At 59.5% G+C, this 26777-nt stretch carries 32 protein-coding genes; 20 read left to right on the top strand and 12 right to left on the bottom strand.

Annotated features, from left to right (window positions below; all coding sequences use genetic code 11):
• Positions 1-8: 8 nt before the first annotated feature.
• Complete coding sequence (locus AC07OF_RS10020) at positions 9-680, bottom strand: 3'-5' exonuclease (RefSeq protein WP_495072825.1); 672 nt, start codon at positions 678-680, stop codon at positions 9-11.
• Positions 677-1357 carry an AAA family ATPase gene (locus tag AC07OF_RS10015; RefSeq protein ID WP_495072824.1) on the bottom strand — a complete coding sequence of 227 codons (681 nt, stop codon included), beginning with the start codon at positions 1355-1357 and terminating at the stop codon, positions 677-679. The genes AC07OF_RS10020 and AC07OF_RS10015 overlap by 4 nt, the downstream gene beginning before the upstream one ends.
• Here AC07OF_RS10015 and AC07OF_RS10010 point away from each other — a divergent pair.
• The 12 genes from AC07OF_RS10010 to AC07OF_RS09955 all read left to right on the top strand — a co-directional run bounded on the left by AC07OF_RS10010 (position 1352) and on the right by AC07OF_RS09955 (position 11212).
• The gene (locus tag AC07OF_RS10010) at positions 1352-2200 is read left to right on the top strand and encodes a phage terminase large subunit family protein (protein WP_495072823.1); all 849 of its coding nucleotides are present in this window, start codon (positions 1352-1354) and stop codon (positions 2198-2200) included. The two genes, AC07OF_RS10015 and AC07OF_RS10010, sit on opposite strands and share 6 nt — an antisense overlap.
• Entirely contained in the window at positions 2197-3609 is a 1413-nt protein-coding gene (locus tag AC07OF_RS10005) for a DUF4055 domain-containing protein (protein ID WP_495072822.1), read from the top strand. The genes AC07OF_RS10010 and AC07OF_RS10005 overlap by 4 nt, the downstream gene beginning before the upstream one ends.
• Positions 3609-4337 (top strand): hypothetical protein, encoded by a 729-nt coding sequence (locus AC07OF_RS10000; RefSeq protein ID WP_495072821.1) that lies wholly within the window; start codon positions 3609-3611, stop codon positions 4335-4337. Before AC07OF_RS10005 ends, AC07OF_RS10000 begins: the two co-directional genes overlap by 1 nt.
• A complete protein-coding gene (locus AC07OF_RS09995; RefSeq protein ID WP_495072820.1) occupies positions 4247-5002 on the top strand; it encodes a DUF1983 domain-containing protein in 756 nt (251 codons plus the stop codon). The genes AC07OF_RS10000 and AC07OF_RS09995 overlap by 91 nt, the downstream gene beginning before the upstream one ends.
• Positions 5002-6057 (top strand): hypothetical protein, encoded by a 1056-nt coding sequence (locus AC07OF_RS09990; protein WP_495072819.1) that lies wholly within the window; start codon positions 5002-5004, stop codon positions 6055-6057. Before AC07OF_RS09995 ends, AC07OF_RS09990 begins: the two co-directional genes overlap by 1 nt.
• Positions 6058-6069: 12 nt before the next feature.
• A complete protein-coding gene (locus tag AC07OF_RS09985; RefSeq protein ID WP_495072818.1) occupies positions 6070-7080 on the top strand; it encodes a phage tail protein in 1011 nt (336 codons plus the stop codon).
• Positions 7080-7679 (top strand): tail fiber assembly protein, encoded by a 600-nt coding sequence (locus AC07OF_RS09980; RefSeq protein WP_495072817.1) that lies wholly within the window; start codon positions 7080-7082, stop codon positions 7677-7679. The genes AC07OF_RS09985 and AC07OF_RS09980 overlap by 1 nt, the downstream gene beginning before the upstream one ends.
• 59 nt (positions 7680-7738) lie before the next feature.
• Complete coding sequence (locus AC07OF_RS09975; RefSeq protein WP_495072816.1) at positions 7739-8362, top strand: glycoside hydrolase family 19 protein; 624 nt, start codon at positions 7739-7741, stop codon at positions 8360-8362.
• Positions 8359-8886 (top strand): lysis system i-spanin subunit Rz, encoded by a 528-nt coding sequence (locus AC07OF_RS09970; RefSeq protein ID WP_495072815.1) that lies wholly within the window; start codon positions 8359-8361, stop codon positions 8884-8886. The genes AC07OF_RS09975 and AC07OF_RS09970 overlap by 4 nt, the downstream gene beginning before the upstream one ends.
• Before the next feature lie 358 nt (positions 8887-9244).
• Positions 9245-10651 (top strand): DUF1254 domain-containing protein, encoded by a 1407-nt coding sequence (locus AC07OF_RS09965; RefSeq protein WP_495072814.1) that lies wholly within the window; start codon positions 9245-9247, stop codon positions 10649-10651.
• Between the two features lie 129 nt (positions 10652-10780).
• Positions 10781-10987: a hypothetical protein gene (locus AC07OF_RS09960; RefSeq protein ID WP_157192714.1), complete on the top strand. Its 207-nt coding sequence runs from the start codon at positions 10781-10783 to the stop codon at positions 10985-10987.
• A 21-nt stretch (positions 10988-11008) separates the two neighbouring features.
• Positions 11009-11212 (top strand): hypothetical protein, encoded by a 204-nt coding sequence (locus tag AC07OF_RS09955; protein WP_495072813.1) that lies wholly within the window; start codon positions 11009-11011, stop codon positions 11210-11212.
• Here the strand turns inward: AC07OF_RS09955 and AC07OF_RS09950 are convergent.
• The 3 genes from AC07OF_RS09950 to AC07OF_RS09940 form a co-directional block, all read right to left on the bottom strand.
• On the bottom strand, positions 11209-11508 hold the full coding sequence (locus AC07OF_RS09950) for a hypothetical protein (RefSeq protein ID WP_157192712.1): 300 nt from the start codon (positions 11506-11508) through the stop codon (positions 11209-11211). The genes AC07OF_RS09955 and AC07OF_RS09950 overlap by 4 nt on opposite strands.
• A gap of 334 nt (positions 11509-11842) precedes the next feature.
• Positions 11843-12094 carry a site-specific integrase gene (locus AC07OF_RS09945; protein ID WP_232478172.1) on the bottom strand — a complete coding sequence of 84 codons (252 nt, stop codon included), beginning with the start codon at positions 12092-12094 and terminating at the stop codon, positions 11843-11845.
• Positions 12095-12260: 166 nt separating this feature from the next.
• Positions 12261-12473 (bottom strand): hypothetical protein, encoded by a 213-nt coding sequence (locus AC07OF_RS09940; RefSeq protein WP_232478171.1) that lies wholly within the window; start codon positions 12471-12473, stop codon positions 12261-12263.
• Positions 12474-12516: 43 nt separating this feature from the next.
• Between AC07OF_RS09940 and AC07OF_RS09935 the strand changes: the two genes are divergently transcribed.
• The 5 genes from AC07OF_RS09935 (at position 12517) to AC07OF_RS09915 (ending at position 17979) form a co-directional block, all read left to right on the top strand.
• Entirely contained in the window at positions 12517-12666 is a 150-nt protein-coding gene (locus tag AC07OF_RS09935) for a hypothetical protein (protein ID WP_476447005.1), read from the top strand.
• 46 nt (positions 12667-12712) lie between these two features.
• A complete protein-coding gene (locus AC07OF_RS09930) occupies positions 12713-12946 on the top strand; it encodes a hypothetical protein (protein ID WP_157192710.1) in 234 nt (77 codons plus the stop codon).
• Positions 12930-13229: a hypothetical protein gene (locus tag AC07OF_RS09925; protein ID WP_157192709.1), complete on the top strand. Its 300-nt coding sequence runs from the start codon at positions 12930-12932 to the stop codon at positions 13227-13229. The genes AC07OF_RS09930 and AC07OF_RS09925 overlap by 17 nt, the downstream gene beginning before the upstream one ends.
• A gap of 168 nt (positions 13230-13397) precedes the next feature.
• A complete protein-coding gene (locus AC07OF_RS09920; RefSeq protein WP_495072812.1) occupies positions 13398-16229 on the top strand; it encodes an amino acid adenylation domain-containing protein in 2832 nt (943 codons plus the stop codon).
• A gap of 124 nt (positions 16230-16353) precedes the next feature.
• Positions 16354-17979 (top strand): methyl-accepting chemotaxis protein, encoded by a 1626-nt coding sequence (locus AC07OF_RS09915; RefSeq protein ID WP_495072811.1) that lies wholly within the window; start codon positions 16354-16356, stop codon positions 17977-17979.
• Between the two features lie 210 nt (positions 17980-18189).
• On the opposite strand, the gene AC07OF_RS09910 is transcribed toward AC07OF_RS09915, so the two are convergent.
• Together AC07OF_RS09910 and AC07OF_RS09905 are read right to left on the bottom strand one after the other, a co-directional pair.
• Positions 18190-18474, bottom strand: coding sequence for a hypothetical protein (locus tag AC07OF_RS09910; RefSeq protein ID WP_157192706.1), 285 nt, complete (start codon positions 18472-18474; stop codon positions 18190-18192).
• 57 nt (positions 18475-18531) lie between these two features.
• The gene (locus tag AC07OF_RS09905; RefSeq protein WP_157192705.1) at positions 18532-19050 is read right to left on the bottom strand and encodes a DUF3016 domain-containing protein; all 519 of its coding nucleotides are present in this window, start codon (positions 19048-19050) and stop codon (positions 18532-18534) included.
• Between the two features lie 77 nt (positions 19051-19127).
• On the opposite strand from AC07OF_RS09905, the gene AC07OF_RS09900 reads away from it, so the two are divergent.
• The 3 genes from AC07OF_RS09900 (at position 19128) to AC07OF_RS09890 (ending at position 21541) form a co-directional block, all read left to right on the top strand.
• Positions 19128-19823, top strand: a complete 696-nt coding sequence (locus AC07OF_RS09900; protein ID WP_157192704.1) for a metallophosphoesterase — start codon at positions 19128-19130, stop codon at positions 19821-19823.
• A 714-nt stretch (positions 19824-20537) separates the two neighbouring features.
• A complete protein-coding gene (locus AC07OF_RS09895) occupies positions 20538-21164 on the top strand; it encodes a LysE family translocator (protein ID WP_157192703.1) in 627 nt (208 codons plus the stop codon).
• Positions 21165-21280: 116 nt separating this feature from the next.
• A complete protein-coding gene (locus tag AC07OF_RS09890) occupies positions 21281-21541 on the top strand; it encodes a DUF1652 domain-containing protein (protein WP_157192702.1) in 261 nt (86 codons plus the stop codon).
• On the opposite strand, the gene AC07OF_RS09885 is transcribed toward AC07OF_RS09890, so the two are convergent.
• The 5 genes from AC07OF_RS09885 to AC07OF_RS09865 are packed head-to-tail and all read right to left on the bottom strand — an operon-like array spanning position 21538 to position 26544.
• The gene (locus tag AC07OF_RS09885; RefSeq protein WP_038611202.1) at positions 21538-21813 is read right to left on the bottom strand and encodes a peptidylprolyl isomerase; all 276 of its coding nucleotides are present in this window, start codon (positions 21811-21813) and stop codon (positions 21538-21540) included. The genes AC07OF_RS09890 and AC07OF_RS09885 overlap by 4 nt on opposite strands.
• 35 nt (positions 21814-21848) lie before the next feature.
• The gene (locus tag AC07OF_RS09880; RefSeq protein WP_495072810.1) at positions 21849-23810 is read right to left on the bottom strand and encodes an acetoacetate--CoA ligase; all 1962 of its coding nucleotides are present in this window, start codon (positions 23808-23810) and stop codon (positions 21849-21851) included.
• A 26-nt stretch (positions 23811-23836) separates the two neighbouring features.
• Positions 23837-24316, bottom strand: coding sequence for a serine protease inhibitor ecotin (eco, locus tag AC07OF_RS09875; RefSeq protein ID WP_495072809.1), 480 nt, complete (start codon positions 24314-24316; stop codon positions 23837-23839).
• A gap of 55 nt (positions 24317-24371) precedes the next feature.
• Complete coding sequence (hbdH, locus tag AC07OF_RS09870) at positions 24372-25142, bottom strand: 3-hydroxybutyrate dehydrogenase (protein WP_422420440.1); 771 nt, start codon at positions 25140-25142, stop codon at positions 24372-24374.
• A gap of 10 nt (positions 25143-25152) precedes the next feature.
• Entirely contained in the window at positions 25153-26544 is a 1392-nt protein-coding gene (locus tag AC07OF_RS09865) for a GntP family permease (RefSeq protein WP_157192698.1), read from the bottom strand.
• Between the last annotated feature and the right edge of the window lie 233 nt (positions 26545-26777).

Genomic DNA, 26777 nt, shown 5'->3' with positions numbered 1-26777 from the left:
GCTGGCTCCTAGCGCTGCAGCGCTTTGCGTACGAATGGGTCAAGGTCGGGCTGATTGAGCAGCCAGCGGCGGTAGTCGGTCGGTAGGTCGGAAAACTTGGATCCGCGGTGCTTGCCGAAGCCGATCACCGTCGGGATTCGCGCATCCTCAGAGATGGCCCAGAGCTCTTCCCAGTCAGCGACAGGGCGGCCAAGCTCGGCCGCGAGGGTGTCAAGGATCTTGACCAGCAGCAGGCGGCAGTTCTTCACGTCGTCCAGTGCTGCATGGGCGTTGCGTAGGAGGCTGGTCGCCTCACGGCGGTAGTGCAGGTAGATCATTGCTGACTGGGTGTGGGAGTCGGCGTCAGGCCACAGCTTGGCACTCAAGGCCCTAGTGCAGATCCGCTTAATGTCGGGCTTGCCGATCACCCCCCAGTCGTAATCGACGTTGTGCCCGATCATGTACTGGATGTTTCCAGGCAACTGAAACTCAGTATGGGGCGCGCAGTCCACCAACTCCTCGTCGAGGATGTGGCTGGTAGCGAGGGCTCCGAGCTCAATCGGCTTGCCTGGCTTGTAGCGCTGGAGGAACTCGGAGAGGACCGGCACCCCCTGGATTCCACCCAGGTACAGGTAGGCAGCCTCGACCAGTTGCGGGTCGTTTAGGCCAGTGGTTTCGCTGTCGAAGATGCAGGCACTCATGCCGGTTGCTCCTGTGGGGTGAGTTCGTGTTTGCGCTTGTCTTTGGCGGCGACCAATGCTGGCTTGAGGCTGTCAAACCCTTGCACGATCACCCTGCCAGCGTTGTACGCCGATTCCAGTGCAGCCATGTCGGGTGCTCTGGCAATATCCGCGATGGCGTCTACCAGCAATTCTTTGGCGCGTGCCTCAGGGCTCACCCCTGAGTTGAGCCAGGCCAGAAGGCGGCGACCAGTGTCTTCGCTGATCAGCTCTGGCTGATCGAACAGCTTCGTCCGATCTTTGCTGGCCAGTGCGGTGTGAGAGTCGTGCGTCAGATCTAGCACCACTGTGAACTCGTAATCGGTACCGTCCCGTTGTTCCGACTTCATGCCGAGCTTCACGATCTTTTTGCCTTCCCCTTGCACGGTTTCTGTTTTGCTACGCATGGTGCAGATCACATGCAGGGAGCTTGTTAGGATCTTGTTCGTCAGCTGCCGGTGCCGGGGAGTGGTCTCATTCCAGGCAGCCCAGGTGTTGCCGCGAAACTTCTGGTGGGCGAGCGTTTCGTTCGCCTCGAGGCAGCCGCCTGGGCCTGTCCACTCATGGGAATAGCTGTCGATGATCAGAACGTTGTATCCGGCAACCTCAGCTGCAGTGATCGCATCAACGTAACGCTCTGGCGCGAAGGGTGCTTGCAACTCCAAAACATCGAAGTCAGCGATGTCGGAGTTGCCACGACGCCGGAGGGGTTCAAGTTCACCTACCAGCAGTTCGTAAAGCAGATCAGCGAGAAGCCTGAGCTGAAAACGCTGTACGGCCTGGTACAGGCCAGCACCTACGACAACGAGGCGAACCTGCCGGACGACTACATCTCGTCCCTGGAGGATTCTTATCCGCCGCAGCTGATCAGGGCTTACCTGCGTGGCCAGTTCGTCAACCTCACCTCCGGTGCGGTCTATCCAGACTTCGACCGTAGGCTGAACCACAGCAATGAGGTGGAACGGGAGCGTGAACCGCTGCTCATCGGCATGGACTTCAACCGGCTGAAGATGAGCGCCGTGGTGTACGTGCTGAGGGGCGGCTGGCCGATTGCAGTGGCTGAAGTCACCGATGGGCGTGATACGCCGTACATGGCCGACCTGCTCAAGCGTCAATACGCGAGCAAGGGCCACCCGATCCAGATATTCCCGGATGCCTCGGGCGCCAACTCCAGCAGCAAGAACGCCAGCGAGTCGGACCTGAGCATCCTCCGGCAGGCGGGCTTCTCCATTCGTGTGAACAGTACTAACCCTGCCATCGCCGACCGAGTAAACGCCGTGAATGCCCTGATCCTTAATGGCCAGGGCGAGCGACGCCTGAAGATCAACACGAACAGATGCCCGCACCTCACCGATGGCCTGGAGCAGCAGGCCTACGACAAGAACGGCATGCCGGACAAGTCCAGCGGTGTGGACCACCTGAACGATGCAGGCGGCTACCCACTGGCGTTCCTGTTCCCGATTTCCAAACCAATGACGACAACCCAGTCCCTGAGAATATGACCATGAGCGATAACCCAAGCATCACGCTGCCCGCGGTCGACGCCATGCGCGCCTACTGGGCCGTGATCAAGCCGCTCATGGGCGGGACGATGGCTATGCGCGCGGCGGGCAAGACCCTGTTGCCGCAATACCCAGCCGAGGATGACGATTCCTACAAGGAGCGTCTGCGCCTCTCGACGCTTCTGCCGGCGTATTCCGAGACGGTCGGCAACATGACTTCCCGAGTGTTCGCTGAACCGCTACAGGTGGGCGACGATGTGCCTGGTGTCATTGCCGAGATGACCAAGGACATCGATCACGCTGGCAATGATCTCAACTCCTGGGCGGTTGGGTTCTTCACCGAGGGCCTGAGCCACGGCCTGTGCCACGCCTTCGTCGATCACCCGCCAGCGGGCGAACTGAAGACCCAGGCCGACGAGCAGGCCGCCGGTGTGCGTCCTTACGTCGTGCTGGTTAAGCCTGACCAGGTGCTGGGCTGGCGCTCGAAGGCCGGCGTCCTGACCATGATCCGCTACATCGAGGTGGTCGAGGAGGAAGACGGCGAGTTCGGCGCCAAGTGCGTCGAGCAGATTCGCGTACTTGAGCCGGGCTCCTGGCGCACCTATCGCAGGTCGGCCAAGGCAGTACGGGGCAGGCAGGCCGCATCTGGCGGCACCTGGGAGCTGTACGATGAGGGCACCAACAGCCTAACCGCGATCCCTTGGGTTACCTTCTACACTGGCCGCACCGGTTTCATGACGGCCAAACCGCCCCTGATCGAACTGGCCCACCTCAACGTCAAGCATTGGCAGAGCCAGAGCGACCAGGACAACATCCTGCACGTCATTCGCGTGCCGATTCTGGTGCGTATCGGCATTCAGGCCCAGTACGACAATCAGGGGAAAGTGGTCCCGCCGGAGTTCAAGGTGGGCACTGGGCAACTGACCGACCTTCCCGCCAATGCCGACCTTAAGTACGTCGAGCACACAGGGCAGGCCGTCGAGTCTGGGCGTACCGCGCTGCAAGACTTGATCAACGAGATGCGCATGGCCGGGGCTAAGCTACTGACGCCGGATAAGACGGCCACCAAGACCGCCACACAGGCGGAAGAGGAGGCAGCGCAGGAGTTGTCCCCGCTGGCGCGCATGGCGCACCACTTCGCCGACTGCCTGGCCCAGCTGCTCCAATTCATGGCCGACTACCGCGCCCTGGGTGAAGCTGGCGCTGTCGAGATGCGCGGCAACTTCGACGTGGACTACATGCCGGAGGTGTCGCTTCCGACCCTGGTGTCCATGGCGAACGCTGGCATGATCTCCAAAGAAACGCTATTCACCGAGATGCAGCGCCGCGGTGTGATCAGTGACGAATACGACTGGCCCGAAGAGCTTGAGAAAATCGAGTCCCAAGGCCCTGCGCTCGGAGCGCTGTGATGAAGACGGCCAACGAGAGGTTGCTGGATGAGCTGATCGGGCATGAGGTTGACCTTTCCAGGCTGAGCAATGGCCAGGTCAGGGCGATCATCAAGATACTGAACAGCAATGACGCCGAGCTGCGGGCTGCGCTCATTGAGGCGATCGACAATCTCGGTACCGATCTATCGGCACCGGCAGTGGATAGGGCGATGGCTGAAGTGCTGCGCCTCAACCAGACCACCTTCGTCGAGATCCGCCAGGCGCTGGATCAGGCCACTGACGGCCTGATCAGCTATGAGTTGGCCTTCCAGCAGGGCGCGCTGCGGGCAGTTCTGCCTACAGTGGTGCAAGAGGCTTTCCCTGTCGTTACGCCAGCGTTCAGCCAGGTCAAAGCAATAGCTCAGGCCAGGCCATTCCAAGGGCGTCTGCTCAGGGAGTGGATGGCCGGCATCGAGGCGAACCGCGCCGCTGCCGTTCGCGATGCCGTCCGTGCTGGAGTGGTTGAGGGGCGTACGACTGCCGATATCGTCCGCGCCGTCATGGGTACCCGGGCGCAGAACTATGCCGACGGTATCTTGCAGAAGTCCAGGCGCGAGGTTGAGGCGGTCGTCAGGTCCGCCATAGCTTCGAAGCGATCACCGAAGCCGCAGTCAGTATGGAAAAGGCCGCTGACCGCTCCATCGATGAAACAGTTGCCGAGTTCGCCAAGATCGCCAAAGACCCGGTCGCTGCTGCCAAAGAACTGAACGATCAGTACAACTTCCTAACGGCATCGGTCTATTCGCAGATCGTGGCCCTGAAGGAGCAGGGCGACACCATCGGCGCGGCCAAGCTGCTGACCGATACCTACGCCGACGCCATCAGGACCAGAACTGGAGAGGTCACGCAAAACCTCGGCCTGATCGAAAGCGCGTGGAAGGGGATCAAGAGTGCCGCTGCTGAGACCATCAGTGAGGCCCAGGCCACAGCCGATGGCAAGGCGCGGACGATGTGGGCGGTGAAGATGGAACTCAATGCCCAGGGGCAATACGTGGTCGCCGGTATCGGGCTGGGTATCGAGAACGGTCCGGCCGGGCTGCAGAGCCAGTTCCTGGTGAGCGCTGACCGCTTCGCTGTGGTGAACAACATCAACGACACGTTGTCGTCGCCGTTCGTGGTGCAGAATGGTCAGGTGTTTATCAACCAGGCGTTCATCAACACGGCATTCATCCAGCAGATTGTGCTGGGTATGACGCTCAGGTCCCAGGCGGTAAACGCTCAGGGTCTGCCGCTGATCGAGCTGAATATGGTCACCGGCACGTTCACCGTGCGCGGCCAGGATGCTAACGGCCAGACAATCATCAACAACGGCGGGATGTACGTCTATGACGTGAATGGCGTCGAGCGCGTAGCGGTAGGGAGGCTTACCTGATGACGGTGCTTTACGGTCACAGGACGCGTGATGCTTCTGGGGTTGTAACACTTGACACAACCATCTCAACAATCAGGTCGCTGAAGACCTTGAGAGTTACGTGCAACGGAAGTTTCGAACAGAATTTTCCAATACCAGAAATCACATCCGGCGCATTTGTCGTTGTCGACACAATAAAGTACGGAAGCGCCACTTCAACATGGTCACCCCAAGCATGGTATTCACCGGGTAACCTTATGATCAGGCGCGGAGGAACAGAATCATGGCAGGTTTCAATACTGTCGAACCAAACAGCAGAGACCGTGACAGCTCAGTACGGTTTGAGGTCAAAAAATGATCTAGTCAGAACACAAATCGACTCGGTCAATCGTGCGCTTAATGTTTTATATAAGGGCAGTTTTACTTTTTACGGCTTCCAAAATCCGACTCCGCCAGGATGGATAAACGGATTCGATTTCCCTTACCCAATTACGACTTACGAAAGGCCCTTCGTTTTTCTCAATACGCCAGATGGAGGTTTTTTTCAGGGCTTCTACGTCCTTGGCTCCCCTGGAAATTGGACGGGCTGGAGAGTGGCAAGATTCGACTATCCCAGCGTTACCGGCATTGAATGGAAAGAGCAAGTGGTGGTCAATTGGTATGTGGCCAGCTATTCGCCAGGATTGATATCCCAAGGCGCCTATGGGGAGAGAGTGCGGGACTACTCTGGCGTCGATATCTTTTCGACAACAAACGACATTTGTTTGATGAACAGTCAACCATTTTCCAATGATTTTACCGTCCGAGGCCCATCGATCTCAGGTACAGGGTTTTACTATGCGAGCTCACAGATGACTTGGACGGGAAATGTTGCGGACTATGTACTGGCAAATGCTCTTCTTTCTTATGTGCTCGTGGAAGCTGGTGCATCAAGCCCATATCGGTTTAACGCCGCAGGCTGGTACAAGGGAAATCGAAGTTTATTGCAGGCGTGGACTGATAACTCTAATGGCATCAGTCCGGTATATCCAAATGGGCGGACCCTTTTTGCCTCCCGCCCCATGAAACCAATTTAGAAGGAACAATTCATGCCCTGGTACAGGCAAGGTAAGGTCGCTATCACGGCTGGCCAAGCTACGGTGACCGGTACCGGCACCGATTTTTCTGCAAACTCCCGAGTGGGCGATGCATTTCAAGGGCCTGATGGCCGCTGGTACGAAGTAACCAACATCACGAGCGCCACAGTGCTCAGTATTCTCCCGGCCTATCAGGGGGCTACTGTCACCGGTGGATCCTACGGCCTGGCGCCAATGCAGGGCTACGTGAAGGAGTCAGCGGACCGCCTGCGCCAGATCGTCAACGACTGGGGCAGCACGTTAGCGGGTTTGGGCACGGCAGCAAAGGCGAGCCTGACCACCAGCAGCCTAGATACAACTGCGGAGAGCGTTACCAAGGTTGGTGACTTTGCTGTAGGCGGGGCTTCACCAGTTGAAACTCAGGCCAATTGGAAGGGCAATAGGTTTAAAGCATGGAACGGCGCAGCCGCTGTAGATGGGCCTCCTACAAATCGGGCTTCCATCGGCTTAGACATGGGCTATGCCGTAGACCGACGAGCGCAGCTTGCCATTGACGTAGCAGGCGATGCGTACATAAGGGGCGCACAAAACAACGTATCCACCTCGGCAGACTGGAAAAAACTGGTGTCGAGCGCTGGAATAGTCGGCACTGTTTCGCAATCTGGCGGGGTTCCCACCGGGGCTATTATCGAAAGTGGTAGTAATGCTAATGGTACATATACCAGGTTTGCGGACGGCACACAGATTTGTACTAGGACTGTCAGTTACACTGGTATAAGTGTTTCTAATCCGCGAGGCGCATTGTTTTTTGCAAACTACATACCCCCGGTTCAATTCGCGGCGCCCTTTATCTATCCTCCTGAGTTCTCAAAATTGGATATTGTCTCTAACACGGGACTGACCTGGGCGACAACAGCTGTTGTGGCAACTGCAACCACAACTCATGGGGTCTACCCAGTTGGTCTTCTTAACGAAGTTATTGCTGCCACTTTTTTCTACTTCGCTAAAGGTCGGTGGTTCTGATGATTATTAAACTTTCCTCTGTTCGGTCTGATGCCGAACTGGCTGTCACCAGGGCGGATGACACGCTCATCATCAACGGTGTTGCGCTGGACTTCTCTCGGCTTGAGGACGGCTCCACGCTTGCCGCTGAAGCCGTAGGCAGCGATTGGATTGTCCAAGCCGTAGAGCGTGTGAACGGCAACCTGGTCGTAACGCTCTTGCTTCCGCACGCTGCTGACGCACCGGAGTTCGCACGATTCCCGGTCGATATCATCAACCCTGCTGATGGGCCTGTGCATTTGCCAGGTCTCAAAGTCGGCTCGGCACAGCAGCCTGCCGTGAATGGCGTAATCGATTGGACCCAGGTGGTCACTCAGGCCATGAAAGACCAGGCCGTCGCCGAGCAGCGCCTTGCCCAAGCCGTGGCACAGGGTGCTGCCCGCCGTGCTGCGGCCGACTCCGCCATTGATCCGCTGCAGGATGCCGTGGATCTGGAGGAGGTCACGGAAGCTGAAGCGGCCGAACTCAAAGCCTGGAAGAAGTACCGCGTCGCGCTGAATCGTGTGCCGGACCAGCCGGGCTATCCCGATACGATCGACTGGCCAGTGCCGCCGACCTGACATCAACCGCACCCAAAGCACCCGCCATCGAGCGGGCTTTTTTTCGCCTGGAGAAACACATGCCCCCTTTGACCGAGCAGCAGTTGCTGCAGATTTTGCCGAACGCCCGCCCAGTCGCGGGCATTTTTTTGCCTGCGCTCAACCGGGCCATGGCTCGCTTCCGGATCGAGAGCCCGGTACGTGTGGCTGCCTTCCTGGCTCAGGTCGGCCATGAGTCTGGCCAGCTGCGCAACCTGGTAGAGAAACTGAACTACAGCGCCGAGGCGTTGGTGCGCACCTGGCCCAGCCGGTTCACCGCGGAGTCGGCGGCCGCCTGCGCACGACAGCCGGAGAAGATCGCCAACATCGTCTACAGCGGGCGCATGGGCAACAATCGCCCGGGCGATGGCTGGCGGTACCGTGGCCGCGGCTTGATTCAGCTCACCGGTCGCGCAAACTATGTCGCCGCTGGCGCCGGCCTGGCTCTGCCGCTGGAAGAGAAACCTGAACTGCTCGAGCAGCCGGAACATGCTGCGCTGTCCGCCGCGTGGTGGTGGTCGACCCACGGCCTGAACGAACTGGCCGACGCCGGACGCATCCAGGACGTCGGCAGCGTGATCAACACCGGCAAGCCTGGCCGGGTGCCGCACGGTGCTGCAGAGCGCAAGGCATTGTACGACCGCGCGCTGAAGGTGCTGGCATGAACTGGCTAAGGCTGGTGCCGGCCTGGGTGTGGTGGCTGTCCGCAATGGCGGTTGTCGCCGGAGTCCAGCAAATGCGCGTAGGCGAGGGAAAGTACGAGGCAGCGTCAGCTCGAAAGGAACTTGCCGAGCTGGCCAGCGCATTTCAGCGAGAGCGAGAGGCCGCCGCTGTTGCGGTGATCGACTGGCAAGAAACCGAGCAGGCCAGGCGCCGAGCCCTTGAGGGCCAGTTGCAGGCCAACGACAAAATTTACTACCAGGAGCTGATCAATGCTCAAGCAAACCAGGCTCGCCTACGCGATCGCCTCGCTACTTCTGATCTCCGGCTGTCAGTCCTACTCGCCACCCCAAGTGGTGGCAGTGGAATGCCAGCCACCACCAGCACCGGCGGTGTGGTTCATGGAACCGCGCGAGGCGAACTTGACCCAGCGCATGCTCAACGAGTTGTCGCCATCACCGGAGATGGTGACGAAGGATTGAAGGCGCTGCAGGCTTGCCAGGCTTACGTGCTTGAAGTTACGAGGTGAGTTGAAACGTGCAGTCCTTGACTTTGCTCACTGTTGGCCGCTTTCAACTGTGGAATCAACCGGTCGTGGATGGCTGCTTTCGACGATTGCTGCCTGTCGTGAAGGGCGGCAACCGACCCATCGCTGACGGTGGTGATAGCTTGAAATCAGCCAATTGCGGTCGTTCACGATCTACTTCTTTCTTACTAGTGAGAGGGGCGTTAATGGTCTTCAACGATCGCCCCTTAAGCGCGTGGCAGGTTGATCCCCCTCGGCAGGAGGGGGCGTCCTTTTGCTGGAGTGCGTGACCATCGTTCCGGTGCGGCAGCGGTTTGTGCACGCCGTTCCAGACTCGCCAGTTCGTCACAAGGGGTGCTTCGTGAACAAGAACAATCTAAAACTCATCGCCATGCTTGCACTGTTGTCAATGCTCACCCATGCCCAGCTATCCTTTGCAGATGAGCTGACGCCGGCCGAAGCCCGTGTCATTGCCAAGCAAGCCTACATTTATGGCTTTCCGCTGGTAGACCACTACCGTGTCCAGTACACCTATTTCCAGGATCAGCAGCATCCGGAATACAAAGCCCCGTGGAATACCCTGCACAACACGGCGCGTATCTACACCCCAGATGACAAGGCCTATCCGACACCCAACGCCGACACCCCGTACTCCCAGCTTGGCGCAGACCTTCGCAGTGAACCTCTGGTATTGACCTTGCCAGCAGTGGAGAAGGGACGTTACTACTCGGCGCAATTCGTCGATATGTACACCTACAATTTCGGTTACGTCGGCAGCCGCACGACAGGCAATGGCGGTGGCACTTTCTTGCTCGCCGGTCCCGATTGGAAAGGTACGGTGCCGCCAGGCATCGATCGTGTATTTCGCTCCGAAACCCGTTTCGCCTTTGTCTTTTATCGTACCCAACTGCAGGGCGCTGACGACCTCGAGAACGTCAAGCGGATTCAGGCCGGCTACAAGGTTCAGCCGCTCTCTGCGTTCCTTGGGGAGCCGGCGCCATCAGCGGCGCCCCCGGTCGATTTCCTGGTTCCGCTCAGCCCTGAGGCAGAACGAAACAGCCTGGCGTTCTTCAATCAGTTGAACTTCGTGCTCGGTTTCTGCCCGATACATCCATCTGAAACCGAACTGATGAAGGTATTTGCAAAACTAGGCATCGGTCCAGGGCAGACCTTTGATGAGCACGCATTGCCCGATGACATCCGTGAGGCCATCAAGGCCGGCATCGCTGACGCCTGGAAAGATTTCGACGCCCTCGGTCAGCAGGTCGCTCGAGGGGAAGTTTCAACCTCGCGCTTCCTCGGTAGCCGCGAGTTTCTCGGCGCCAATTACCTGTACCGCATGCGTGCAACCGTCACTGGCCTCTACGGCAACGACAGGGAAGAGACACTCTATCCACCGTTCTATCTAGACGCCAGCGGACAGAAACTGGACGCTTCGCTGCATCGTTACACTTTGCGTTTTGCACCGGGTCAGCTGCCGCCTGTGAATGCCTTCTGGTCCTTAACCATGTACGACGCTCAGCGTTTGATGGTTTCGAATCCGTTGAACCGCTACCTGATCAATTCGCCGATGCTGGCGAACTTAAAGCGCGACCCCGATGGTGGCGTCACCTTGTATATCCAGCATCAACAGCCGAGTAAGGAACAACTGGCCAACTGGCTGCCTGCGCCCAATGGCCCGTTCTATATCGCAGGTCGTCTGTACTGGCCGAAACCCGAGGCCCTCGACGGCCGTTGGCAATCGCCTAAGGTTCAGCGCATCGATTGATTTGTCTCGCGGCTAATGTCCGCGTCTGGCCGAAAGGTGACAATCTTGGCTCTGGCTGCTTGGCTGATCTAAAACCAGGCAGATCAGCCTTTGGGCTATGCTGGCTTACTTGGATAACACGGGGCGAGTATGAAGAACTTGGCCGAGAAGATCGCTGCAGGCGAGCCGCTGATGCAGCAGGCGATGGAAGCTATGCGTCGATACCACGAGGCGCGGGACTCCTTGACGTCAGCAGAGGAAGTGGAGCGCTTGCGGCTGGAGGCTGAGTCGCTGTTTGAGGCAGTTCACGAATACCAGCGCCGTGCGCTTGGCAGGCCGGCACATCCACTGCACTGAAAGCTTCCAGAGGCCAGGGAAATGAAGGACTCGACCAGCGCAATGGCAACGGCAGAACTGCTGATGGAACAAGCGCTGGATGCGCTGCGCCGATACAACGAGGCCAAAGGTCACGCTTCACCGGAGGAGGTGGCGCGCCTTGGGCTTCGGGCGGTTTCGCTCATGGCTGAGGCTCAGGAGTATCAGCTACGGTTGTTTGGTGGGCCGATACATCCACATGGCTAGGGCGGATTCCCGCCCCATGTCGGTGAGCAGCCGCCCAACTGCTTGTTCATCAGCTTAGTGTTCTCTACGTGAAGCCTGGACACATCCGAGCTCAGCCGCTTGATCCTGTCATTCAGCTGAGTGATCTGCTCGGCCTGGCCCTGGTTGATCACCACTAGCTTCTCGATGTTCTTCCGCGCCCGGGAAAGTTCGTGCTGCAGCTGCTCATTCTCTCCCTGGAGCAGAAGAGCGTGTTGCTCGAGCATCTCCATGGGTGTGGGCATGCCCAGCGAAAAGCTGTCGTCGTCGATGATCACGGTGCCACCTACCAATACTGTTTGCATATACAGTAATTGAGGCAAGCCAATGCTGACCAGCTCGGGGTGACGAGCTGTAGGAGGAGGGGAATGTGTTCGGTCGGCAGAACGCCGAAAAAGAGCGCGGCAAGTGATACCAATTTTGATACCAATGCATGCGTTTTGGTGGGTGGCTATGGGGGATTTAGCCCAATGAATCCAACGCTTCGGCACCCGCAAACGCCCATGCTAGACAGCATGGTGATGTTAGCGGTAGAAATCAAGTGCTTATCCTGCGGGGGTTCCAGAGGTGTGTTTAGGTGCCGTCGTCTGTATTAGGCCAATTCCGGGCCAATCAGACGCTAGCCGGCAGCTTCTCCAGCTCCCTCCAATCCGAGGAGGAGCTGATCCATTTTGCGTAAGTAGAGAGCAACATCTCGACGCTATGGCCGAGCTGGTTCGCGATGAACGCGGGGTTCATCCCAGCCATAAGGCACATGGTTGCGTAGGTGTGGCGCGTGTCGTACTGACGACGTTCACGGATGCTCAGCGCTGTGAGCGCGAGCTTGAAGGGCGCGATTGTACCACTTGGCGCAATGATCCACATCCCGCCTTTTCCCGGTTAAAACATAAAAGGATTGCTCGGGGTGGCGAACATTGCTTGAAAGACTGCCGGTATGGCCCCGGCGCAGTAGAGCGGCGCCGGGAGTCCAGCGCCACGATTCGCGCATGCGCCGTTTCGTGGCGCGGATATCTCGCTTCGTTGGCTTGCCTTAACTGGTGCACCAACTGAATTCAGCGTTCATCTCTCTGCATTGTTCTTCTGCTTCTGCCTTGCTCGGATAGCTCGGTTTGAGTCGCAGCTTCTTGGTATTGTCGTAGATGTCAAAACCGCCCGATACGGTTGTGGCGTAGAAGCGTACCCCCAATCGGAAAGATTGTTCTTCGATGGGCACAGCCGGAACGATAACAAATCTTGACTGCATATTTCGTACCTCCCCAGGTAAGACTTTAGTAGTAGCTACTTGTTTGGATGGCTGCAACAAGGCATTCAGCGAAGCGACCGGTGGTATCGAGTGTCGCGTCCTCGATGGCTCGGGCGCTGAAATGGTGAAGGTCGTCGACCACCTGGATGCAGGGCTGATCAAGGCTCTGGATGTTGCCAAGGCTGTGGATTGATCTGTCAGTACCAGCTACTTTGAGGTTTCGCGCAAGGAGTTCGGACATGGCAGATAAATATGTTGGAAAAATAGTTGGAGTTGGCACGGATAACGTGAACTACGTGATCAACATCTATCAGGACGAGACTGTTGAGCGCTCGTCAAACGGCATGATTCGACATGAAGGCCTGAAGCATTTCGAGATGCAATCTGGTGGTGACGTGAAAAAAATTTCCGAGACTGAGTACGAGATCGTGGCTACGGGCGTAAGGGTCACTGTGCATGATGGTCAAGGCTAAAAGGCCCGGACTTTCAATGGAATTTTTCGCGCCAATGGGTTATTACGGATTACCGGCATTGGGCCGGGTCCAGGAGGTCGTTGTGAGCTTGAATCAAGCGCAAGTCGATGCAGTAGAACACCTTCTAATGGCTTTCCTGAAGCGGTCCGAGAGCGCCCAGATTGTGGCGAAGGTCTATGAGGATGCTTATTCCTCAATCATGGGCAGCGAGGGCCCGGCCAGCATAGAGGAGAAGGAGGCCGCGCTTGAGCATTTGAACAACCTCCGGTTGCAGCTCAAGTAATCAGCTTTCCAGGCAGATCCGCAGTGCTGTGTGTTCTCGCAAACGGACCTCAGCATTGGCGCCCATGGCCAGCGTGCACTAGCGTTCACCTAATATCCGGCGGCTACCGAGCTGGACTACCGGGTTTCGCTGTTAGCCACGTACCGACCATGCGGAGCAAACAAACACATGCCGGATCTGCGCCCAATTCCGACGCTGAGCCTGGAGTATCGTGCCGAGCGCCCGATATTCCACGACTTTGTGCACCAGGCAGAACGCTCGCCTGATGCCACGGCCATCATTGCCCAGGACGTTACCTGCAGTTATCGCCAGCTTGAACAGATCAGTCAGGGTATCGCTGCGAGGCTGATCGCCAGCGGCGCCAGCCGATCCGGGCGGGTGGTGATTGTTTCGAGCCGCTGTGCGGGTCTGGTGTATGCCATGCTCGGTGCGTTGCGCGCCGGATTGACCTTCACCATTGCCGACGTCGCCTATCCGCCTGCCCGTGTCAGCCAGATCATCGCCACACTTGATCCTGCCTTTGTATTGCTGTGCGGGGACGCCAGGGCCGGGTTCAATCTCGCACACCCGGCGCCGGGTGCAGGGCATGCGGCGCCGCAGGTCGTCAGGGTGGCGGAAGCGCCCGACGAAGTGCTGCAGCAATTTGCCTGTGGGCAAACCGTGCTGCCCGAAATCGATCCCGGCGAGCCGGCCTACATTACCTTCACTTCAGGCAGCACCGGCGAACCCAAGGGGATCGTGACCCATCACGCGCCACTGGTGCATTTCATCGAATGGCATGTCAGCCGTCATGGTTTTACCCGCGACGACGGCTTTTCCCTGCTTTCGGGGTTGGGACATGATCCGGTGTACCGGGATGTGTTCACGCCGCTGTCGATCGGCGCGAAGATCATCTGTCCCAGCCAGGCGACCCTGACCAACCCTTCGGCCCTGGCAGAATGGATACAGCGCCATGCGGTATCGGTCATCCATCTCACGCCGCCGCTGGGCAAACTGATTGAAACCGGTGCGCGGATGAACGCTCTGGCATTCAATCACCTGCGCTATCTGTTCTGGGGCGGCGATGCACTCAGTCAGACACTGTACGAACAGATGCGCGCGATTGCTCCGGATGCCGTCAGTGTGAACTTCTACGGCACCACGGAAACCCCACAGGCCATGGCGTTCCATCAGGTCGATGAGCACGCCGACAACGCCCGAATCCCGCTGGGCAAGGGCATCGATGGCGCGCAATTGCTGATCGTTAATGATGCCAATCAACTGGTCAGTGAAGGCGAAGTCGGGGAAATCCTGATCCGTAGCCCCTATCTGTCACTGGGCTACTGGGGGGATGCAGCGCTGACCGGGGAAAAATTCGTGGTCAACCCGTTTACCGGTGCCGCGAACGACATCTGTTACCGGACCGGCGATCTTGGCACCTACCTTGCCGATGGCAGTGTCAGTTTTCTGGGGCGCGCTGACAGTCAGGTGAAGATCCGCGGCCACCGGATCGAACTGGCTGAAATCGAAAACGCCATCGTCCGCCATCCGCAGATCAAGCAATGCGTTGTGCTGGCCAACCATGACAGTGCGATGGTGAGGCTGGTCGCCTATTGCGTGTCAGAACAGCCCGTGTCGACGGCTCAATTGCGTGAGGCGCTCGCGGGCCAACTGCCGGACTACATGGTGCCGGCAATATTCGTTTTCCTCGAAGCCATACCGCTGACGCCCAATGGCAAGATCGACAAGCGGGCCTTGCCTGCGCCGTTCGATACTACGTCTGCAAGCGCCGCCAGTGCCCGTCAGGACCTGTCCCCGCTGACGCTGAAGCTGACCGAGGCCTGGGCGCAGATACTCCAGGTACGGGATGTCGATGCCAACCTCAGCTTCGTCGAACTGGGTGGTGACTCTCTGTCCTTTGTCCAGGCTTCGATGGTGCTGGAAGAGCTGATCGGCCATTTGCCGGATCGCTGGGAAGTCACCCCGGTACGGGAGTTCGCCGAACTGGCCAACCAACCCAGGCCTTCGAAGTGGTCACTGCGGGCCATGGAAGTTCCGGTGTTCCTGCGGGTGACCTCGATCATCCTGATTGTCGTCGGGCATTTGCATGTGTTTTCCAATTGGCTGATCAGCGGCGAGACGACGGTGCTGTTCCTGATTTCCGGCATCAGCCTGGCACGCTTTCAGTTCCAGGCCATCGAAGAACGCGGTGACGCGCGCATGCTGCTCAAATCCGTTGCCAGCATCGCGGTGCCGACCATTCTCTACACCGTGCTGATTCAGGTGCTGTTCGACAAGCTGCGCTGGCAATCGCTGTTGCTGATTTCCAACTGGTTTCCAACGGATCGTGTCGGCATCTTTCACTATTGGTACATCGAAGTGCTGGTGCAGATGATCCTGATCATCGGGCTGGTGCTGTCGTTCAAACGTGTGCGCGCAATAATCAGCGCCGATCCGTTTCGTTGCCTGGTCGTCGCCGCATGCACTCTGCTGGCGGCGGATGCGCTGCTCAAACTGTTCGTATTCGACGCCGCGCCGTTGTACAACCGGGTGCCACAGCACTACCTGGCGGTTATGGTGCTCGGCATGGCCGTTCACTACGCCGAGACAACGGCGCAGAAGTGGGGCGCCAGTGTGATGGCGGTTCTGATCGTCGGCGGGCTGGAGCTGATGACTGTCGCCGAACTTGGCTGGGACGAATTTATGCTCAGAAAACACATCGATATCGCCCTGCCTGCGGTCCTCGCGCTGATCTGGCTCAGGTCCGTTCCCGTGCCTGGCACTATCGCGCGAGCGGGCGCAGTGATCGCCTCGTCAACCCTGTACATCTATCTCACGCATTTCCAGTTCCACTCCGTGGCCCGGCGCATCAGCGATCAGCCGGTGGTCGCGGTGGTTCTCGCTATCGTAGGTGGCGTCGTGGTGGCCTATTGCTGGAACAAGGTCGTTCAGATCGTGCTGATGCGCTGGAACAGAGGGCGCAAGAAAGGCGCGGTGGATACGCTCGAGCGTGTTGCGTAATGAGGAGCGCTTGCCTGCGACCGTGATCTTTTATGACTTACAGCCATCCGAATAGATCTGAGTGATGTCATTATGATATCACTTTGGGCATCTAGCCGTTGTGGACCTTGTTAGGGAGTAAGTCATGCAGTTGCGGAACTTGAAAATAGGCATGCGAGCGGGATGTACATTCATATTTCTGGCAGTGCTGGTTGTGATCATGGGGATGGTCGCGCTGTTTCAGGCCAGGCAAATGGACGCCGCCACCGATGGCATCCGGGAAGACTGGCTGCCGGCGATCATTGCCCTTGGGGATGTCGGTACCAGCCTGGGCAGAGCGCGAGCGCTCACCTTGCGCAGTGTGTTGCGCAATGACGCCAGTGTGCGCCAGCGCACCCTCGATCTGCTTGAAGCAGTGAACAAGACGCTGCCCGATCAGCTGAGTGCTTACGAGAAAACCATTACGCTGACGCAAGACCGCGAACTCTATGATCATTTCTTCGCCCAGTACCAACGCTACTCCGCTCTGCAGGCACAGATCGTCACTGCTGTAGCAAAGGGGGAGCTGGAGGAGGCTGATCGCCTGGTCAACGGCCCGCTAGCCGAACATGCCGATACGATGCTGGACGCGCTGACAGCGTTGATCCACTTCAACTCGGAAGGTGCCTATGCCGCCGCGCAACACAGTAGCGAAGCGTTCACCGAGGCAGTGACGGTAGTGCTGGCCGTGCTGGTGATCATTCTGCTGCTGATGACGATCATTGCCATCCTGCTGACCCGCAGCATCGTCGCCCCCATGGCCGAGGCGGTTGAGGTGGCCAAGCGCGTAGCAGCGGGGGAGCTGACCCAGGAAATCCATGTTACCGGCCACGACGAACCGGCCATGCTCCTGAGTTCGCTGCGCACGATGCAGCACAGCCTGCGCGACACGATCCGGCAGATATCCAGCGCGTCTGACCAGTTGGCCTCGGCGTCGGAAGAACTGCACGCAGTGACTGAAGACACCAGCCGCGGCCTGCACCAGCAGAGCGCCGAGATCGATCAGGCGGCGACGGCGGTGAACCAGATGACTGCCGCCGTTGAAGAGGTGGCGAGCAACGCGTCGAGCACCGCCGATGCTTCCCAGACGGCCGATCAGACCACCCTGCAGGGGCGCGATCAGGTCAAACAGGCGCTGGAGTCGATCCGCCTGCTGGCCGGCGATGTGACGGTCACCTCGGAAGAGATTGAACAGCTGGCCAGCCAGGTCAACGAGATTGGCCAGGTGCTGGATGTGATTGGCGCGATTGCCGATCAAACCAACCTGCTGGCCCTCAACGCTGCCATCGAGGCCGCCCGCGCCGGCGATGCCGGGCGTGGCTTTGCGGTGGTCGCCGATGAAGTGCGCGCCCTGGCCCATCGGACCCAGGAGTCGACCAAGGAAATCGGCCAGATGATCGGCGGCATACAGTCCGGCTCGGAGCGCGCGGTCGGTGCCATACACAGCAGCCAGAACCGTGCCAACAATACCCTGCAGGTGGCTCAGGCCGCAGGTGACGCACTGGAAGTGATCGCCAGTTCGATCTCCTCGATCAACGAGCGCAACCTGGTGATCGCCTCGGCTTCCGAAGAGCAGGCCCAGGTCGCCCGGGAAGTGGATCGTAACCTGGTGAACATACGCGACCTTTCGACCCAGACATCGGCAGGTGCCAACCAGACCAGCGCCGCCAGCCAGGATCTTTCGCGCCTGGCGGTGGAGCTCAATGCGATGGTGTCGAAGTTCAGGACTTGAATTGCGCGACTTCTGACGGGCAGTGAAGGGCAGCCTTGCACCGTGGGACGTGATACGTCCCGCGGTTTGCAAAGGTGCATCGGCACGCTGACTTGCTCCGTCCTACCTTGAGGATCCTGAGCGCACGCTTTGCCGAGGAATTGCACTGGGCCTCGTCCCCGTCTTTCTGCGCTTGCCTGGCGCCGCGGACAAGCTGCTACGCAGCCAGGGTCAGACGAAAGCCTGACCGTGAAAGCCGCGGGGCAGGCGCTGTAGTCCGGGCAGGGCGCTCAGGCGTTCGATCCAGGCGCTGCGCCAGTCGTTGGCGGCATGTTGCGTCTTGGCCTTGCGCGCGGCGCGGCGAGCGGCGTTGCGTTGCTCGCGACGGGCGTCCTTGTAGGCATCGGTGTTGCGACAGCTGCGGCACTTGACGCGATTGAGTTCGCGGGTCGAAATCAGGTTATTGCCGTGGTGGCCGCAAGCCAGGTGGCCGGCGACCTTGTAGTGAGTGACCATTGGAATCATCCTCTGCACAGTTCACACAGGTTCAGACTGTCAGGCGAGCCGATCAGTTCAGGACGAAGTCTGGCGCTGTACGCCAAACTGCTTGCGGAACCACTCTTCGAGCATGGCTTTTTCCGCATACAGCCGGTCGCTGGTGGCACTACGGCCTGGACGCTGCAGGTAGAACTTGTCCGTCAGGTGCGCATCGGCCTGGTTGAGCAGCTGACCTTGTTGCGAGAGTGCGTAGTGCAGGTCAATACTGGGCCAGGTGATGTCGCGCATGAAACGTATCGTGTACGCCTGGGCGTGCCAGGGTTCGTAGCGGCCGGCCAGGTCGATGTCGCGGATGTCGATGCGCAGGGTCTGGCCGGGTGGCAGATAGCGCTTGCCCAGTGTCTGCAGATAACTGCGCAGCTCTTTCATGACATGCTCGTCGGCGCCGCGTTCATAGCCATTGGAGTCGAGGCTGGCATCACGAAAGTGTTCGGGTTTGTCGTAGTTGACCTCGACCGAGGCGGCCGGTGGCGTTTGAGCCAGGCTGCTTGAAGCCAGCAGGCTCAGGGCGACAAAGGTCAGGGCAGGGCGCATGATTCACCTCCAGGTGCAGGTGTCTGCACAGCTTTTATTGTACCCCTGCCAAGGCTGGCGGGTCAGGAGAGAACAGCTTGAGCAGGGTTGAGCGGTTTGCCATCAACAAGCGGGGACGCGATTATGCCGTGGGTGATATTCACGGTCATTTCCAGCGTCTGCAGGCACAACTGGCGGCCATCGGTTTCGATCCCGCCGTCGATCGCTTGTTCAGCGTCGGCGACCTGGTGGACCGCGGCCCGGAGTGCCCGCAGGCGTTGCACTGGCTGGAACAGCCCTGGTTTCACGCGGTGCAAGGCAACCACGAGGCGCTGGCGGTGACGCATGTCAGCGGTGGCTGGCTGGATTACGGTCAGTACCGGGCGGCGGGCGGCGGCTGGTTTCTTGACCTGCCCGCCAGCGAGCAGGCACGTTTCGCCGAGCGTTTTGCGCGCATGCCGTTGGCGCTGCAGGTCGAGACGTCCGCCGGGCTGGTCGGTCTGGTACACGCCGATTGCCCTTGTGCCAGCTGGTCCGAGTTGTGCGAGCAACTGCAGACGCAGCCAGCGTTCGAGCTTCAGGACTATTGCCAGTGGTCGCGGCGTCGACTGCAAGTGGATGATGAGCGGCCGATTGCCGGCCTGCGCGCGTTGATCGTGGGGCACACCCCGCTGCAAGCAATGCGGGTGCTGGGCAATATCTGGCATATCGATACCGGCGGCTGGTCCCGTGGCCATTTCAGTCTGTTGGCGCTGGATACGCTCAGCCTGGTCAACGCCACAACAGGTGAATGATCACCGTTACGGCCAATGCGATCAGTCACAGTCGGGTTTGCCCCTGGCCTGTATCGCTGAACAGGCTGCTGCTCTGGTTGGGTTGGGTTGGGTTGGGTTGGGATGTTGAGACGGCGAGCTTATCCATTCTGTGTGGCGATGCTGGCGGCCCCTTCCGCCCTTACGGCGGCCTACTTTTTTCTTGGAAAAAGTAGGCAAAACCGCTCGCTCCTGCATCCGGCCCTACGCTGCGCTCCGGGTCCCTTCGCTCCGGCACCTTCCGGGGCCACGCGGCCTACGACTTGCTTCGCCAAGTCTACGGCTCGCGCTCTTCGGCTACGCCGAAGGTGCTACGCACTGGCCCCTACAGGCACCTCCACTCAGCCTCCTGAAGTCGCAGTCCGTGTCGCCTGTACTTGCGTGCATGAAGATCAAGATCAAGAGCGAGAGCGAAGCGAATCGTTACTTGCTTTGCTCGCGGGCTTGTTCCGCGTTGGCATCAACCTGGCTCTGACAGAATCTGATTTCGAAGATACGTCAGTACAGGCGCCGCCGTAAGGGCGGAAGGGGCCGGCAGCGTCGCCACACCAACTGGATAAGCTCACAGCCCCAACATCCATCCCAAGGACCATACCCCCGGAATTCCGTGAAAAACCAATTTTTTTGCCCAACTGTACCTTGACGCTTGAATGCTTCTGACCCGAATCTTCCGGTCCAAGCTGCCGGAGAACCCCGATGGACCTTTCATTACTCGCACTGTTCGTTCCTGCCTGTTTCGCGCTGAACATGGCGCCGGGTCCGAACAACCTGTTGTCACTGAACAATGCCAGCCGCTACGGTCTGCGCATTGCCTGTGTGGCCGGCGTCGGGCGCTTGCTGGCGTTTGCCGGGATGATCGTGCTGGCGGCCATGGGGCTGGCAGTGGTGCTGCATACCAGCGAGTACCTGTTCCTGACCATCAAGCTGCTCGGCGCCGCCTATCTGTTCTACATCGCCTGGCAACTGTGGCGCGCACCAGTGGCTGCTGCGAGCGTCAGTGCCGAGCGCCAGGCCGGTACCTTGCGTCTGGCACGCCAGGAATTTCTGGTCGCCGCTGGCAATCCCAAGGCGATACTGATCTTCACCGCGTTCCTGCCGCAGTTCGTCCAGGTTTCCAGCCCTATGCCGGTTTCCGAGCAGTTTGCCTGGCTGGGCGGTTTGTTCCTGGTTCTGGAGTGGCTGGCGATTGCGATCTATGCCTGGCTTGGCGCCTATCTGCAGCGCTGGTTCAACCAGCCGGGGCCACGGCGCTTGTTCAACCGGGTCAGTGCAACCTTGCTCGGTTGCGCCGGGCTCGGCCTGTTGGCGGCACGCCGGGCTTAGTCTGGCGCTTGGTGCTTATAGAGAAAGGGTCTGAGGCTGTCGGGCTAATGTCCTAGGCTTATGGCTGGACCGGCACACCGGAACCGTTGCCCGCCACCTGCCAAGGAGACATACCGATGCTCTCGACCCTGGAGTTGCGCAACATCATCGAAAGCAGTTTTTTACCCACTCGCTGCCAGTGCACGCAGGCTGCCGACCGTTCGTTGACCGTCAAGGTGTTCGACCGCAGTTGCGAACGGGTCGATTTGCTGGTGACCGGTATCAGCGCCGAACAGCTGACCAGCAGCCGGGCGATTTCCAACCTGATCGTCGGCTTGCGCAACAACCTCGCTGACCAGCGCCAGCTTCACGCCGGGCGACGCAACGATAGTCTTTAGTCGCGGTAGAACACCTGAACCAGGTGATAGCCGAACTTGCTCTTGATCGGACCGTGCACGACGCGCAGCGGTTTCTTGAAAATCACCTGGTCGATGGCGCCGACCATCTGCCCCGGACGCACCTCGCCCAGGTCACCACCGCGCTTGCCCGACGGGCAGGTCGAGTACTTTTTGGCCAGCACGTCGAACGCCTCGCCTTTGGCGATCCGTTGCTTGAGCTGTTCGGCTTCTTCGGCGGTCTTGACCAGAATATGCCGGGCCTGTGCTTTCATCTCGAGGTACCTTCGCAAAACGCTAAAACCGCGCATTATGCCTGATCACGCAGCTCCGGGCGGTCACGAAATTGTTCGAGGGCCTCGGGGTTGGCCAGGGCGTCGGTGTTTTTCACCGGTTCCCCATGCACCACGTTGCGAATCGCCAGCTCGACGATCTTGCCGCTGATGGTGCGCGGGATATCGCTGACCGCAGCGATCACCGCCGGTACATGGCGCGGGGTGGTATTACTGCGGATCACCTGGCGAATCCGTGCCTTTAGTGCTTCGTCCAGTTGCAAGCCTTCACGCAAACGCACAAACAGCACCACGCGTACATCGTTTTGCCAGCGTTGGCCAATGGCGACGCTCTCCAGCACCTCGTCGATCTTCTCTACCTGGCGGTAGATTTCTGCGGTGCCAATGCGCACGCCGCCGGGATTGAGCACCGCGTCCGAGCGGCCGTGAATGATCATGCCGCCTTCAGGCGTCTGTTCGGCATAGTCGCCCTGGGCCCATACACCCGGGAACTGGCTGAAATAGGCGGCATGGAAGCGCTCGGCCTGCGGGTCGTTCCAGAAGCCTAGCGGCAGCGCCGGGAAATGCCGGGTGCAGACCAGCTCGCCTTTTTCGCCAACCAGGGCATGACCGTCATCGTTCCAGACCTCCACGGCCATGCCCAGGCTCTTGCACTGGATCTGCCCGCGCCGCACCGGCAGCACCGGGTTGCCGATGACAAAGCAGGAACAGATGTCGGTACCGCCAGACATCGAGGCCAGGCACAGGTCGGCCTTGAACTCGCGGTACACGTAGTCATAGCTTTCCGGCGACAGCGGCGAGCCGGTAGACAGCAACAGCTTGAGTGAGTCCAGGCGATGACTCAGGCGTGGCTGGATATGCGCATGTTCCAGCGCCGCCAGGTACTTGGCGCTGGTACCGAAGGCGCTGATCCGTTCGCTGTCGATCAGGTCGAGCAAACGCTCGGGGCCGGGATGCAACGGCGAGCCGTCGTAGAGCACCAGTGTGACGCCGACTGCCAGGCCACTGACCAGCCAGTTCCACATCATCCAGCCGCAGGTGGTGTAGTAGAACAGCACGTCGTCCGTGCCCAGGTCGTTGTGCAGGCCGTGTTCCTTCAAGTGCTGCAGCAACACACCGCCAGCACTGTGCACGATGCACTTGGGCACGCCGGTGGTGCCGCTGGAGTAAAGAATGTACAGCGGCTGGTCGAAGGGCAGCGGGGTGAATTGCGGTTCGCCACCGGCTTGATAGAAGTCGTCCCAGAGACTGACGCGGGCAGTACTGTGAAATTCGTCAGTGCGCGTACCGGCACGGCTGTACGGCACTACCAGCAAGTGTTCAAGGCTGGGCAGCTGTGCCAGCACCTCGTTGATTTTGTCGACCTGGTCGATGTCTTTACCGGCGTATTGATAACCACCACAGGCTATCAGCAGCTTGGGTTGGATCTGGCCGAAGCGGTCAATGATGCCGTGGGTGCCGAACTCCGGTGAGGAGCAGGACCAGATGGCCCCCAGGCTGGTACAGGCGAGCATCGCCACCAGGGTTTGCCAGGTGTTGGGCATGCAGGCCGCCACGCGATCGCCAACGCCAATGCCTGCAGCCTGAAAACTGCGCTGCAGGCCCGCGACCTGTGCGGCCAGCTCGGCGTGGGTGATGATTCGCCGCTCGCCATCCTCACGCACCACGACCAACGCTGGAAGCGCATCGCGGCGCCGCAGCAGGTGTTCGGCGAAGTTCAGCGTGGCGCCGGCGAACCAGCGCGCATCGGGCATCTGCGGGCCTTCGTCGAGGACCCGGGTGGCAGGCTGATGCCAGCGCACCCGGAAGAAATCGGCAAGGGTCTGCCAGAACGCGGCACGCTGGTCGATGCTCCAGCGATGCAACTGCTCGTAGTCGGTCAAGCTCAGACCGTACTTGCGGTTGATCTCACGGCGAAAGGCATCCATGCGACTGGCCTGAATACGCGCCTCGCTCGGGCGCCAGAGCACTTGGTTCATGCCGCGTTCCTCTTGTGCCGAACCCTTTATTCCACTGTAGCTTTCTTCACGTCGTCAGAGGCCGACCAGATGCGGTAACGCACTTCAACGCCTTCAGGTACATAGACCACGACGGGCAGCTTGCTGTTGTAACGCAGCAGGAAACCGTCACCGACTACCGGCACGAAAGCTTCTTTCTTGGCGGTGTCCGGGCAGGCCATCAGCGTCGAAGCCGGGCCCATGACTTTTTCCAGGCGGTAGTAGTTGTAGCCCCAGCCTTCGAGGTTTTTCTCTTCGAGGGTGCCGCCCAGGCGCTGGCGGTTGCAGTCGACCAGCAGTTGCTTGCCGGCCAGGACTTCCAGTTTGAACGCCGACTCATCGGCTTGCTTAGGCAGGTGGATGACCTGGCGGGTAAAGCCTTTTTCGGCCTCGGGATAGGGCGCGACATCCTTGAGGCTGGCGGCCTGTACGGACGTACCGGCAGCCAGGGTCAGGGTGAGCAGCGCAGTGAAAGGGATTGGGCGCATAAGGCCTCCTTGCAGGTAAAAAAGACGATGCCGTAGCCAGATCCCGGGCCACCCGTCATTGGGCCAGCCAGCCGCCATCGATGTTCCAGGCAGCTCCACGAACCTGACTGCCAGCCTCGCTACAGAGGAACAATACCAGCTCACCCAGATGTTCGGGAGTGACAAAGGCCAATGACGGCTGCTTCTCGGCGAGCAGATCGTGCTGCGCTTGTTGTGCATCAATGCCCTTGGCGGCGCGGTCATCAATCTGTTTTTGTACCAACGGCGTCAGTACCCAGCCCGGACAAATGGCGTTGCAGGTGATGTTGCTGGTGGCGGTTTCCAGGCCCACCACCTTGGTCAGCCCGACCACTCCGTGTTTGGCGGCAACGTAAGCCGCCTTGCCAGTGGAGCCGACCTGGCCATGCACCGAGGCAATGTTGACGATCCGGCCCCAGTTTTTCTGGCGCATGCCTGGCAGTACCAGACGGGTGCCATGGAACACCGCTGACAGGTTGATGGCGATGATCGAGTCCCAGCGTTCCACCGGGAAGTCTTCGACGGCGGCGACGTGCTGGATGCCGGCGTTGTTGACCAGAATGTCGACGCCGCCAAAGTCCCGCTCGGCGTAAGCGAACAGGTCTTCGATCTGTTTTACATCACCAAGATCGGCCGGGTGATGACCGACCCGGGTACCGTGGCGGGCGACCTCGGCGATGGCCGCACTGGCGTCGCCGAAGCCGTTGAGGATCAGGTTGGCGCCGGCCTTGGCCAATACATGGGCAATACCCAGGCCGATGCCGCTGGTGGAGCCGGTAACCACTGCTGTTTTGCCTTTGAGTTGCATGAGTAGCTCCTTAAACGATGCCGGTAGCATAGAAGGTGGCGATGACCACGAACACGGCCAGAGTCTTGATCAGGGTAATGCCGAAAATGTCCTTGTAGGCCTCGCGGTGGGTCAGGCCGGTGACCGCCAGCAGGGTGATGACCGCGCCGTTGTGCGGCAGGGTATCCATGCCGCCACTGGCCATGGCCGCTACGCGGTGTAGTACTTCAAGCGGAATATTGGCGGCATTGGCGGCGGCGATGAAACTGTCGGACATCGCTGCCAGGGCGATACTCATGCCACCGGACGCAGAACCGGTGATGCCGGCCAGCAAGGTCACGGTGATCGCTTCATTGACCAGCGGATTGGGGATCGCGCGCAAGGCATCGGCCAGCACCAGAAAGCCTGGCAAAGAGGCGATCACCGCACCGAAACCGTATTCCGAGGCGGTGTTCATCGCTGCCAGCAGTGCACCGCTGACCGCGCTTTTGCTGCCTTCGGCCAAGCGATGCTTGATCGCGCCAAAGCCGGCCACCAGCACCAGCAAAATGCCCAGCAGCAGCGCCGCCTCGACCGCCCAGATGGCGGTGAGCTTGGCGATATCGGTCTGTACCGGCGTGCTCATGCCCGGCAGGCTGAGGCTGTGGGTCTTGCCGTACCAGGCGGGAATCCAGTGGGTGAACAGCAGGTTCATCACGCCCACCAGCAGCAGTGGCGAGAGTGCCAGCAGCGGGTTGGGCAATTTCAGGTCGGCGGCGGTTTCCGGCTCGTTGCGCAGGTCTGACCCGTAGCCTTCGCCAGCGCGTAGGGCCTTGTTGCGCTGGCGTTGCAGGTAGAGCATGCCGGTGCAGAACACGAACAGGGTGCCGATCAGTCCCAGCCAGGGCGCCGCCCAGGCGGTGGTGTTGAAGAAGGTGCTGGGGATGATGTTCTGGATCTGCGGGGTGCCGGGCAGGGCATCCATGGTGAAGGAAAACGCACCCAGGGCGATGGTCGCCGGGATCAGGCGCTTGGGAATATTGCTCTGGCGGAACATCTCGGCAGCAAACGGATAGACCGCAAACACCACCACGAACAGCGACACGCCGCCGTAGGTCAGCAGTGCACAGACCAGCACGATCACCAGCATGGCCTGACGGGTGCCGAGCAGGCGGATGGCGGCGGCGACGATCGAGCGGGAGAAACCGGACAGTTCGATCAGCTTGCCGAATACGGCACCGAGCAGGAACACCGGAAAGTACAGCTTGATAAAGCCGACCATCTTTTCCATGAACACGCCGGTAAAGGCCGGGGCTACGGCAGAAGGGTCGGTGAGCAGTACCGCGCCGAGGGCGGCGATGGGGGCGAAGAGGATAACGCTATAACCACGGTAGGCAGCCAGCATCAGCAGCGCCAGGGCTGCAAGGGCGATGATCACACTCATCGAGTGTCTCCTTGGGTGCATCTTGTTTTTGTTGGGTTGCAGGAGATAGCGGGAATCGTGCCAGATTCATAACTGCTTGTTTTAAAACAGTATTTTTATATTTTATGAAACCGTTTCGAAAATTTGTCTCGAATATGAGACATAAAATGTGGGAGCCGGCCTTGCCGGCGATGGGGTGCGAAGCAGCCCTGGCTTGGCAAGGCTTTGCCTTGCATCGCCGGCAAGGCCGGCTC

Source organism: Pseudomonas sp. GW821-FHT10B02 (genome assembly GCF_059415665.1).
Note: the sequence above shows the minus strand (reverse complement) of the source record. Positions and strands in the feature narration are given on the sequence as shown.